This window comes from Vibrio sp. S457-15, from assembly GCF_000960545.1.
Taxonomy (GTDB): domain Bacteria; phylum Pseudomonadota; class Gammaproteobacteria; order Enterobacterales; family Vibrionaceae; genus Vibrio; species Vibrio parahaemolyticus.
In genome coordinates this window covers 133,562-146,199 of sequence record NZ_JYOQ01000045.1, presented here as the reverse complement: position 1 = coordinate 146,199, position 12,638 = coordinate 133,562, and the positions used below count along the sequence as shown (strand labels likewise).

General features: G+C 45.2%; 9 protein-coding genes. 2 read left to right on the top strand and 7 right to left on the bottom strand.

Annotated features, from left to right (window positions below; translation table 11 throughout):
• Positions 1 to 91: 91 nt before the first annotated feature.
• Positions 92 to 1,159 (top strand): sensor domain-containing diguanylate cyclase, encoded by a 1,068-nt coding sequence (locus tag UF05_RS06645; protein ID WP_025546313.1) that lies wholly within the window; start codon positions 92 to 94, stop codon positions 1,157 to 1,159.
• Positions 1,160 to 1,286: 127 nt separating this feature from the next.
• On the opposite strand, the gene UF05_RS24175 is transcribed toward UF05_RS06645, so the two are convergent.
• Positions 1,287 to 1,439, bottom strand: coding sequence for a hypothetical protein (locus UF05_RS24175; protein ID WP_005459713.1), 153 nt, complete (start codon positions 1,437 to 1,439; stop codon positions 1,287 to 1,289).
• Between the two features lie 273 nt (positions 1,440 to 1,712).
• Here UF05_RS24175 and speG point away from each other — a divergent pair, with 273 nt between their 5' ends.
• Entirely contained in the window at positions 1,713 to 2,243 is a 531-nt protein-coding gene (gene speG / locus UF05_RS06640) for a spermidine N1-acetyltransferase (protein ID WP_005459711.1), read from the top strand.
• Between the two features lie 182 nt (positions 2,244 to 2,425).
• Here speG and UF05_RS06635 read toward each other — a convergent pair whose 3' ends face one another.
• From UF05_RS06635 to UF05_RS06610, 6 genes are all read right to left on the bottom strand, one after another.
• Positions 2,426 to 3,223 carry a hypothetical protein gene (locus UF05_RS06635; protein WP_020842347.1) on the bottom strand — a complete coding sequence of 266 codons (798 nt, stop codon included), beginning with the start codon at positions 3,221 to 3,223 and terminating at the stop codon, positions 2,426 to 2,428.
• Positions 3,224 to 3,399: 176 nt separating this feature from the next.
• Positions 3,400 to 4,503, bottom strand: a complete 1,104-nt coding sequence (locus UF05_RS06630; protein ID WP_045545848.1) for an OmpP1/FadL family transporter — start codon at positions 4,501 to 4,503, stop codon at positions 3,400 to 3,402.
• Positions 4,504 to 4,619: 116 nt separating this feature from the next.
• The gene (gene vmeQ / locus UF05_RS06625; RefSeq protein ID WP_045545849.1) at positions 4,620 to 7,760 is read right to left on the bottom strand and encodes an efflux RND transporter permease subunit VmeQ; all 3,141 of its coding nucleotides are present in this window, start codon (positions 7,758 to 7,760) and stop codon (positions 4,620 to 4,622) included.
• Positions 7,761 to 7,770: 10 nt separating this feature from the next.
• On the bottom strand, positions 7,771 to 8,913 hold the full coding sequence (gene vmeP, locus UF05_RS06620; protein ID WP_005391278.1) for an efflux RND transporter periplasmic adaptor subunit VmeP: 1,143 nt from the start codon (positions 8,911 to 8,913) through the stop codon (positions 7,771 to 7,773).
• A gap of 90 nt (positions 8,914 to 9,003) precedes the next feature.
• Complete coding sequence (locus UF05_RS06615) at positions 9,004 to 9,795, bottom strand: hypothetical protein (RefSeq protein ID WP_025793868.1); 792 nt, start codon at positions 9,793 to 9,795, stop codon at positions 9,004 to 9,006.
• A 530-nt stretch (positions 9,796 to 10,325) separates the two neighbouring features.
• On the bottom strand, positions 10,326 to 12,485 hold the full coding sequence (locus UF05_RS06610) for a prolyl oligopeptidase family serine peptidase (RefSeq protein WP_045545850.1): 2,160 nt from the start codon (positions 12,483 to 12,485) through the stop codon (positions 10,326 to 10,328).
• Between the last annotated feature and the right edge of the window lie 153 nt (positions 12,486 to 12,638).

Below are 12,638 nucleotides of genomic sequence, written 5' to 3'. Positions count from 1 at the left end.
ACCATACTCTGTTAAAGGAACGTATTTTTCTTGAAAATAGCTGCGTGTTACTTATTGTTTACATTTAGAGGAATGTCTAGGGAGATGGCTATTGAGACTTGAAAGAACTTTTGATCCAAATGACTTGTCGACGCAAAACATGGAACGCCCAATATGTTTACCGATCGGCTTTGTTCACTTTTTGGCTCAATCACAGACGTTACAGCAGGTGCTCGATACTGTCGCAGAATGGATCAATCGGATTTTTGAATCTGACCGCACCAGCATTACGCTGTACGAAAACAGTGACTACCTCAAGGTCTACTCTTTTTCCGGCAACAAAGCGATTCCTGCCGATTTTCTCGTGCCGATTGATCAAGCCTTCGTCGGGCGTGTGTTCAAAAACCAACAACTGATCATTTGTGACGATGTTTCTCAATCCGACGAGCTAGATTGCGTCATGTTGACCTCCAGCGGTATGGGCACGTGTATGGATGCGCCGCTGATGCATGGTCAAATGTGCTTGGGCACGCTTAACGTCGCGCATCATCAAACCCATTTTTACACCAAGGAACAAGCCGCACAATTACAGTGCATTGCCAACTGGATAGCATTAAACATTGCGCTGCATATTCAGATCATGAAAATGGAGCACCTCGCCACCACAGACGATCTTACTGGCATTCCAAACCGCAGAGAATTCATGCGTCAAATTGAGCATCGTCTTTCTGAATTTCGCACTCAAGGGATCAAATTCCACGTCGCGATTTTGGATTTAGATAACTTTAAAAAACTGAATGACAAGTTCGGACACGACGCTGGCGACAAATCTCTCATCCATGCTGCCAATACCATTAAAGGGCATTTACGAGAATGCGACCTGCTTGCTCGTGTCGGTGGTGAAGAGTTTGCTATCGTCCTGAGAAGCCGCTCTTCTCAAGAAGCAATGGATACGTTAGAAACCATCCGAAATGCCTTAGAAACCACGACGATTCGATATTCAGGGCGTGATATGACATTCACCGCCAGTATTGGGGTAACTCAAGTGTGTGGCTTAGATGATTCTTTTGAGCCGTTAGTGAAACGTGCTGATTTAGCGTTATACAAAGCGAAAGAAACCGGGAGAAATCGCGTAGAAATCAACCACAGCGAGCATCAAGGCGTATCGAATGAGCAATGAGTGAGATGATGAATCAACAATAAAAAAGGTAGCGACTGATGCGCTACCTTTGCAATTCCCAAGTACATTCAAGATGAGGAGTGAATCACCTTGCGCTGACTTGGGATTAAGAAGTCAGCAAATTGAATTATGCTTTCTTAAGATCTTTAGCAGGGTAAGTTAGCGTCTTTTCGCCAGCTTTAACGTGAGCGTAAAAACCGCCGCTGCTTAAACCTGTAACAACCATTTCGCCTTGCTCGACACCTTTAGTCGCTACTACTACGTCACCGATTGAAAACATATTGAATACCTTGTTTGTTTAGATTAAGACACGAAGTCGTTGCGCGGTATTTAATATGAAATCAGCCTCCCTTACTAATCAGCTTTTTTATCGTCTGGATTAACGAGTATTATTAGTGATTTTAGCAACTTACAAAGTTTGACACAGGTCAAATATCCGTTGATACAAATGACAAAGTTGATGAAAATATGCGAGGTGTTTTCCCTGAGATACGTTAAGATTTTCTAGCATCAACCGGGGAGGATTTCCCCTCCCACTCATTGGAGAAGCAGGATGAAAAAAGGCCTAAAAATGCGTGCATTAGAACGCTCTGATTTGCGTTTTATCCACGAACTCAACAACAATCGCAATATCATGGCCTACTGGTTTGAAGAACCTTACGAGTCCTATGACGAGCTCGAGGAACTTTACCGCAAACACATTCACGATGACGCAGAACGACGCTTTGTCGTTGAAGACGCTGACGGCATTTTGATTGGTTTGGTGGAGCTGATTGAAATCAACTACATCCACCGCAGTGCGGAATTTCAAATCATCATCGCGCCAGACCATCAAGGCCGTGGTTATGCGATGGAAATGATTCATCGCGCATTGGATTACTCTTTCTCCATCCTTAACTTACGCAAAATCTACCTATTGGTTGCGGTTGAGAACGAAGTTGCCATCCATCTGTATAAAAAGTGCGGCTTTATTGAGGAAGGCCATCTGATCGAAGAGTACTTCATTAATGGCAGCTATCGTGACGTGAAGCGCATGTACGTTTTGAAACATCAATACCAGAAGAGTATTGAAGAACAAGCGTAAGTCGATTGAACGTTATCACTGGCGTTAATTCATGCTGTGCTATCTCTCGCATTGCTGCTTGAGAATTTCCTCAGTATTCATCGCTGAGCAAGGGCTGAAATAATGTCAGTGACACGCTCGAATCACAGGCTAGCTTGTGTTGACGGACTGGACGTCACAAACGCATTAGCGCTGTGTTTCCATTATTCAAATTGATATTGGTACGATACCGCAACACGCTTGTCTGCTTCATCCAGATAGGTGTTGTTGTCCATGACAAACGTCATTACGTTAAATGAGTGGCGTTTGTTCACAAGGTAACCAAGGCCGATACCACCAAAGAAGCCTTTGTAGTTCTCTCCTTCACTGTTTTCTGAGCCGTAAGTGCCCGCTGCGAAGCTGATTAACGTCAGCTCTTTGGTAAATGATTTCAGCGCAAATGCACCAACGTAACCGCTGCTGCCTGAAGAGCTCATCATATTGAAGCCATTCTCTGCACTTGGAGTGCCCGTAAAGTTAGGCCCGCTACAGTGGCTACTTTTTGCACCGTCACAAACAGGAACATCACCAGTGTTGTACGTATAGCCTGCCATTGGGAAAATTTGGAAGCCTGCTGGCTCAATCCCGAAATAACTTAGCGGCATAAAGGTACCAACGCTGTAGTTGGTTTGATCCGCGCCGTTTACGTATTCATTTTTACCAAAGTTGAAGTTCACGATACCGACCGGAAACAACCACGAGCCACCAATACGCCACTCGCTCGCATCATCATTGATACGCAGGTTGATTTTGCGCGCTTGGTCAAGCGCAAGTGAGCCCGAGAATGAGATATTTTGATCATCAAAATCGTAGTTGTTTGCGTACGACGCGCCAAATTTCGTGATGACTTTTGTTGGGTCATCCGCCAACTTGTTTTTATTGTCTTTTACTCGATGCTCGGCACTATGAGCCAGCGTACTGACCAACAAAGTCGTACACACTAACGCTAGTTTGTTTTTCATTTTTTAGTCCTTTGAGATGTTGAATACCCGCACTTAGCTGCGCAGATACTTTTTGAATCATCACTCACTGGATATAACAGAAGCGCCCTAACTACCTTAGATGGCGTGACAGCATCCAGTGCAGGTAGTTAAGGTAGAATGGCCTGTAAGGAAGGCGTTTTAGCGATTAGGAATGATTAGTTTTTCCAGTTGTAGCTCATGCTCATGAAGTAAAGAGCAGGCTCATCAAAGCCAGCTTGTAAGCGTGGCGTTTCTGACGATTCCATCAAGACCGCTTCAAACGCGAAACCAATTGAGTTTTCTGAGTCCAATTTGTAATCAATGCCTGTACCAATGCGGTACGCCTTGCCAGTAGGAACGGAAATGTCACCGTTTGATTGGCTTTCATACATGCTGGTATCGAATGCAAAGCCTGCATTCCACATCATTTTTTCATTCAGTTTGTACTGAGTACCCAATGCGATTTGGTAAGTGTCTTGTGTCTCTACATCGACCAAATCTGCAGCCTTAAGCGTGGTTGTGTATTCGCTCCAGTCTTGCCAGTTAACGTTCCACATCACCGCTAGGTCATCATTCACTTCGTGGTAAGCACTGAAGATCAGTTGTTGCGGAGCAATGGAGTTACTCTTGTCGAATTCAAATTCGGTTTCAGAAGAGTAAGACAGACCAAGACGAGTGCCTGGTGTTGCCTCATAAAGCACACCTACTCGGCCGTTGAGCTGAGTATCTTGGTCTTCGTCATTGAAGTTCAAGGCTCCCTTCGTTTCCACTTCATACATACCGTACTGAATGCCAAGCGCCGCACCCACAGACCAGTGATCATTGATGCGGTAAGAAGCGGAAGGTTGAATGGTTAAGGCTTGCGTCGTTGCTGTAGGAATATCTAAATGATTATTCAAAAGACCTTCGTACTCGAGGCCAAGACCGTAGTTGCCATACAGACCAATACCCAGCGTCCATTTGTCGTTTACTTGTTGGCTGTAAAATGCCGACGCCATAGGAACAAAACCAATCACGTTGCCCGCATCGCCAGTCATCGTGTCTAGTTGCGCGTCACCGTAAAGGCCAATCAGGTTACCAGAGAAAGATTTACCAGAAACATTCGCCAGACCAGCCGGGTTTGCTGCCATTACTGAGGCATCTTGCGCACGAGCCGCCATACCAGCGGATGCCAAACCAATATCCGATGCTGTAGTTTCGTAAAGGTATAACCCACCCGCTTGCGCAGCAGCACACGTCAGTAGAGAGCTCGCTACGACGATTTTTGAAAGATTTTTCATGCTAAAACCTATTATTGTTAGGGGAACCCACGCTGCGACGGTGGTTGTATATCAATGAAAGGCATTGGCCAATCGCACACAGCGTGGGGGTGTTGTGGAGTCAGTTGAAATCAGCGTTATTGCTCGCTCACCTCAAGTTCAGTGGGTTTCTTTCGCTTAAACTTCTCGCGCAGAGATTGCATCATCACGAAGAACACTGGCGTCAGTAACGTGCCTACAAACGTAGAGAGAATCATGCCGCCGAATACCGCAAAGCCCAGTGAGTGACGAGATGCCGCACCAGCACCCGATGCAATCACCAACGGGAATACCCCCCAGATGAAGGCGAACGCAGTCATCTGTACTGCACGGAAACGGATTCGAGCAGCTTCTTTGGCAGCATCAATGATTGATAAGCCCTTTTCTTCTCGCAGAACTTTGGCAAATTCCACGATAAGAATCGCCACTTTGGCGGACATACCGATCAAGATGACCACACCAATCTGCACGTACAAATCGAACGGTTGTCCCACCAGCAGTAGCGTGCCCATTGCGCCGAGAATCGCGACTGGAACCGCCATCATTACCGCAGCAGGAATAGTCCAACTTTCGTACTGAGCCACCAAGAACAAGTAGGTGAACAGCAAAGACAATGCGAACGCGATTGGCGCCATGTTGCCTGCTTTCATCTCTTGGTAAGTCATGCCTGACCACTCGTACGAATAACCACTTGGCAAAGACTCTGCAGCCAGTTTTTCAATGGCTTTTACAACATCACCCGAGCTGTAACCTGGCGCTGGCGCACCGTTCACGGTTGCAGAACTGAACATGTTGTAGTTCGACAAGGTATCTGGGCCGAAGATCGGCTTCACTTTCACTATCGTTGCCAGTGACACCATTTTTCCAGAGCTAGAACGAACAAACAGATGGTCGATGTCGTCGATGTTGTCACGATATTGCTCTTCTGCTTGCACTTTCACTTGGTACGAACGACCAAACAAGTTGAAGTCAGAAATGTAGGCACCGCCCAACTGCGCTTGCAGTGTGCTGAAGATTTCATTCAACGGTACGCCCATCGAAATCGCTTTATCGCGGTCAATATCGATGTAACGTTGCGGAATGTTCGCACGGAAAATCGAGAACGCACGCGCCACTTCAGGCAGTTGGTTGATTTGGGCAACAAAATCAGCGGTTGTTTTTGCCAACTCTTGTGGAGAACGGCCCAAGTTGTCTTGCAGCACAAGGTTGAAACCATCTACCGCACCCATACCTTTGATTGCCGGCGTCGCGAAAACGAACGAAGCGGCATCTGGCGTTGAGTTCAGCATTTGGTTAACTTTATTCATCAATGCGCGTTGGTGTAGCTCAGGGTCTTTACGTTTGCTCCAGTTATCCAGTTTGATGATCAACATGCCCGAGTTTGGAATCGACGCCATGTTAATTACCGAGAAGCCCGCAACCGAAACCACGTTCTCCACACCTTCCATCTGTTTTAGTTCATCAACGTACTTCTTCATTAATGGTGCAGTACGCTGCAATGCTGCTGCATCTGGCAAACGCATTTCGACCATGAACACGCCTTTATCTTCGTTCGGTACGAAAGAAGAAGGTACGGTCATGAACGCAAACGCCAGCACCGCAATAAGCGCGCCATAAACACCGATACTCAGCACAATACGACGGCTCAAGAAGCCAACTAAACCTTGGTATTTGCGCGTTATTGCTTCAAAACCTCGGTTAAACGCACGCAAAGGCGCAATAGGTTGCGAGTGAGTAGATTTCAACATCAACGCACAAAGCGCTGGCGTTAACGTCAATGCGTTGATCGCAGAGATCAGCACCGATACACAGATGGTGACCGCGAACTGGTTGAACATTCGACCAGAAATACCCGGCAATAGCGCAACCGGTACGAATACCGCCAACAAAATAAGCGTTGTTGCCAATACTGGCCCCGTCACTTCTTTCATAGCTTGGATAGTGGCCGGAATCGGGTCTAAATGCTCTTCATGGATAACCCGTTCCACGTTCTCTACCACGATGATCGCATCGTCCACCACGATACCGATGGCGAGGATCAAGCCAAACAACGAAATGGTGTTGATGGTCATGCCCATCACGCCCATGATTGCGAACGTCGCAATGATGGAAACCGGAATCGCTAAGGTTGGAATGATGGTCGCTCGCCAGTTCTGCAAGAAAACGTACACAACGAAGGTTACAAGAAGTACCGCAATCACCAGCGTCTCGTACACTTCATCAATCGATGTCTCTACGTATTCGGTAGAGTCATAAGCGATGTCGTAGACCAAATCATCTGGGAACGATTTCTCGTACTCTTTCATGGCCTCTTTCACGCGTTCCATCACGTCTAGCGCGTTCGCTGTCGGCAACTGGTACAAGGCCAGAACGGCGGCTGGTTCGTTATTCATACGACCATCAGCTTCGTAACCTTGTGCGCCAACTTCCACACGAGCCACATCTTTCAAGCGAATCAAAGAACCTTTCTTGCTCGCGCGAATGATGATGTTCTCGAACTCTTCCGCAGAAGTAAGGCGACCTTTGGTTTGCAAAACATATTGATATTGCTGGTCACCCGGAGCTGGCATACCACCGATCTTACCCGCCGCCACTTGGATGTTTTGCGTTTTAATTGCGCCAATAACATCGCTAGCAGAAAGCTTCAAGGTGGCCAGTTTATTTGGGTTTAACCAAATACGCATTGAGTAGTCTTTCTTACCCAGCAGCGTAATGTCACTCATACCTTCGATACGTTTTAGACGCTCAACGATATTGAGATCCGCGTAGTTAGAAAGGTAGATACTGTCGTAAGACTGTTTCGGAGAACGCAGTGTGATAACGCCCAGCATGTCGGAAGATTTCTTCTTAACCGTCACACCGATTTGGTTTACTTCTTGTGGTAGAGACGACGTCGCCTGTGCTACCAAGTTGTTCACACGAACCTGTGCCATATCGCCATCTGCGCCCACTCGGAAGTAAATACGCAATGTGTATGAGCCATCGTTACCAATCACAGAAGACATGTAAATCATGTCTTCAACGCCGTTGACTTTGGCTTCTATCGGTTGTGCTACCGTCTTTTTAACCACGTCCGCGTTTGCACCCGGATACATGGTGCTCACCGTAATTACCGTTGGAGAGATTTGAGGATACTCAGAAATTGGCAAGACTTTCAGGGCGATCATACCCATCAATGTCATCGCCAGTGAGATCACCAAAGCAAACTTCGGCCGGTGAATGAAAAATTTACTTAACATCAGTACTCACTCAGCCTTGTTCACTCTGCAGTTCAACGTCTTTCACCGTTGCACCCGGACGCACTTTTTGTAGACCATTCACGATGACTTTTTCGTTAGCCGCCAAGCCAGTCAGCACAGCACGTTTCACACCGTAGGTCTGACCGAGTTCAACGTTACGACGAGACACCACGTGATCATCACCAACCACCATGACGTAGTCACCCGCTTGGTCTTGCTGAACAGCCGCCGATGGGATAAGCAAACCATCAATGGTTTTGTTGCGCAGCTTGATGGTCAAGTTGCCATATTCACCCGGCATAAGCGCGTAAGTTGGATTATCGAATTGTGCTTCTGCTCGAATTGAGCCTGTTTCTAAATCGATCTTGTTGCCAACGGCGTAGATCTTGCCATCAAGCGGGTACAATGAACCGTCTGAAAGCGTCAGTGTTAAATCAACATCCAGTTTGTCATCGTTACGATGAGCCACATCAATGGCACTTCTTACTCGGCGGTAGAGCTTCTCATCCACATCAAAGCCAAAGCGAATTGGGTCGATTTGAGTAATCGAAACAAGAGGAACGAGTTGAATTTTCGAAATACGGTCACCCACTCGGAAGTTGCTGAAACCCACGCGGCCAGAGAAAGGAGCACGCACAGAGCTAAATTCAAGATCGAGCCTTGCTGAAACCAGCGTCGCTTTCGCCTCTTCTACCGAAGCAATCGCTGCGGCGTGCGCAGCAATGGCGTCATCGTATTGCTGCTCACTGATGCTTTTATCTTTGATGAGTTTCTTTACACGTTCTGCATCACGCGTAGTTTGAACGAGTTGTGCTTTTGCTTTTTGCAACGATGCTTTTGCATACGCCAGTGCCGCTTTGTAAGGACGGTCGTCGATTTCAAACAGCAATTGGCCTTTTTCGACCATATCGCCATCTTTAAAATGAATCGCGGTTAATTCGCCACCGACTCGAGGCATAATATCAACGTCATTTACCGCTTCAGTTCGACCGATAAAAGTATGATAAGGAGTGATTTTTGTTTCGGTTAGGGTAACGGTTTCAACAGAGGGTGCTTGGGCAGTTTTCGTTGCGATATCGCCAGTTTTGCATCCTGATAGTAATGCAGAAGATATAGCAATAGATACCAACGCAAATTTATATTTGGCTTTCATGACAAACCTACTTTATGTAGAAAGTGCCCTAGCCTAAATATTTAAATATATGGATAAACACACTTTCTATTCTGGAAATAAACGAGGGAGTTAGAATTGGTAGTTAAATTCGATACGGTGATCACCATCACCGAAATTAACGTGCTCATTCCAGTTTGCAAAGTAACGAATATTTGTGCGAGGATTAATTTGATAAGACAACGCAAACTCGTGAGTTAAGATATTATCTTCACCTGCGTAATAAGTATCTTTATATTGACTAGACCCTGACAATGTATGCATATACATTGGGTTGTAGTTAATCCAGATTTTATCGGTTAATTCAATTTTTGAGTACATACCGACAACGGTGAAAGTACCTGGAATTTCATAACCTTTGTCATCACCACTAAAATCATTAGCAATAGTGACACCCGCACCAGCCAAAGGAAATAACTGCAACATGCCAAACTTAGGTAGGCCTTGAATAAAGCTATAAGATGCATCTAATTTATCGTTATCAACATCGTAGTTTACATCCAATTGACGGCCTAGACCTTTTGCGACTTCTACTTGGAAGTTACGTAGTCGGAAAGAGTCAATGCTGTCATCAACATTGGCATACATTGGATCGTCATTGTCGCGGATGCCAAATAGCTCACCACCAATGCCTTTCATTTCGATGATGTTCATCGCCATGGTGCCAGGCTGGCTAGATTGGTAAGTTTGACCGATTTTGATGTTCGCGCCTTTATCAGTAATACCAAAGCCCGCTTGGGTGTAAACCGCAAGTGGGTCAGACATATCTTGTAGTTCTTCGTCATTATTTGTCTGAGCATAAGCAGAAGACGCGAGTTGAAGGGCTGCTGCCATGATAACAACAGACGGTTTCACTAAATTCATAAAACTGTATCCATTTTAATGATTATAAAATTATTCACGTCATAAGGTCATCATAAATAGCAAGCAATACAACTCGCTTTGGATAATATAAATTATCAAAGCAAATTTAATAATGACGAAACATTAGACGCTTTAATTAAAATAAAATAAAGCGTCGTAAAAGTTCAATCACTGCTACTTATATCTTATATAACTTGAAATTTGGTAAGCTTTACGAAGAAGGGAATATTAAAACTTATGAAAATTCAATTATCATTAGAACAAATGATTAATTAAATTTACCATATAAATAAGGAGTGCAATGGTGTTAGGTGATCGCGATCAAGTTTTATTTGTATCGTATATTACTCTTCAGGTAAAGAAGAGAGTTGTAATAAATTGCAAATACCTTAATTTAATTAGCCTTGCGGTCAATTTAGAATAGTTACTCCACAATAAATTGAAAGGAAATCACACTCTGTGATTCCCTTTTATTTTCGAGTGCAAAAGCACCAATACTTTTCGTTAACTAAAAACGCAAACGATTCGCACTATTGCAGTTTCTCTATCCCCATATTGAACAGTGCAAAGCTATAAATATCTGCATTTGTCTCAATTATTTTACGCGTTGGTGTGCCAGCACCATGCCCTGCATTGGTTTCGATGCGAATCAAGGTCGGATTTGAACCCGCCTGTTTTGACTGCAACTCAGCAGCAAATTTGTAAGAGTGAGCAGGAACAACACGATCATCATGATCACCCGTTGTAATCAATGTTGCTGGGTATTCCACCCCCGCTTTTACATTGTGCACTGGCGAATAACCTTTCAGATATTGGAACATCTCTTTACTTTGCTCTGCCGTACCGTAGTCATACGCCCAACCAGCACCTGCGGTAAAAGTATGATAACGCAGCATGTCCAGTACGCCGACTGCTGGCAGCGCCACTTTAAACAGCTCTGGACGTTGCGTCATAACAGCCCCCACTAACAAGCCACCATTCGATCCACCGTTAATGCCTAACTTGTTTGATGACGTTACCTTTTCATCGATTAGGAATTCAGCCGCTGCAATAAAGTCATCAAACACATTTTGCTTTTGCATTTGAATGCCAGCGTTGTGCCACTCTTTACCATACTCTCCACCGCCACGAATGTTCGCTACCGCGTAAACACCACCAAGCTCCAGCCAAGCCGCACGTGTCGGGCTAAAAGATGGTGTGAGGCTGATGTTGAAACCACCATAACCATATAGGATGGTTGGTGCACTGCCGTCCATCGGTGTCCCTTTTTTATAGGTGATGATCATCGGCACTTTTGTTCCGTCTTTTGAGGTGTAAAACACTTGGCGAGAGTCATACAAAGCTGGATCAAATGGCGCTTTAGATTTGTAGTACACCTCGCTATCACCATCTTTGATGTTCAGACGATACGTAGTGCTTGGCATCTTGTAGTTGGTGAAAGAATAGTAGACTTCGGTTTCTTCTTTTTTACCCGAGAAACCGTATGCGCTGCCAATATCAGGCAATTTGATTTCTCGGATGAGTTTGCCGTTCATGTCGTATTGCTTCACCATCGAGATCGCATCAACAATATAACTCGCAAACAAATTGCCACCCGCGGTAGAAACACGTAACACATTCTTTGTTTCAGGGATCAAATCTTTCCAGTTTTTGGGCTGCGGCTGACTCGCATCCACCGTCACGACGCGTTTGTTCGGCGCGTTAAGGTTCGTAACCAAGTACAGCTTCGTGCCTTGGTTGTCTATCACCCAAGTATCAGAACTGGTGTTATCTAAAATGGTTTTAAGCGGACTGTTTGGCTTACTCAGATCTTTAAAGAACAGTTTGTTACCCGATGTCGATACGCTGGCTGAGATAAACAAGTAGCGTTCATCATCCGACGTATAGCCGCCAACATAACGGTATTTCTCTTCCTCAAACCCGCCGAAAATCAGCTGGTCTTCACTTTGTTTCGTCCCAAGCTTATGAAAGTAGAGCTTGTGTTGATCTGTCTTCGCGGAGAGTTCACTCCCCTGTGGCTTGTCATAACTCGAGTAATAGAAACCTTGATTGCCGAGCCAACTGATGCCGCTGAACTTAATATCCACCAGCGTTTCACCGACGGGCTTTTTGGTTTCTGTGTCTAACACAATGACTTTGCGCCAATCGCTACCGCCTTCCGAAATGCTGTATGCAACCAACGAACCGTCTCGTGAAAAACTCACTCCCGCTAACGATGTGGTGCCATCCTCACTAAAAGTATTTGGATCGAGAAAAATTTCTGCTTCACCATCACCTAACTGCCGATAAAGCACATCTTGGTTTTGTAACCCGTCATTTTTGTAGAAATAAGTGAACTTACCCTCTTTGAACGGTTGGCTTTGCTTTTCGTAGTCCATGAGCTTAGTGATGCGCTCTTCAATCTGCTCGCGGTAAGGGATTTTCGACAGATAATCAAACGTCACTGCATTTTGTGCCTTCACCCATTCTGCGGTTTCTGGGCTGAGATCGTCTTCCAACCAGCGATAAGGATCACTCACTTTTGTACCAAAGTAGTCATCGACAACATCCACTTTTTGTGTGATTGGATACGTGATGGCTTTCGGGGTTACTTGTTCAACCGACGACTGCGCCGCTTCATTTGCATGCGCCACAGACAACACACTTCCGAGTGCGAGAGCCGTTGCGAACGCTAGGGTGTTCTTTTTCATGAAATTCCTTTTTATTTTTCTGTTGTCTTTTTGTGCAATACATCAGAACTCTACTATATATCGACAAAATGAATCTAATTTCATTAAACGAGTTGTGAAAGCCATCCTAACTCCCTCATTTCCTGCCAATTCTACATACCGGTAAGTGGCGGT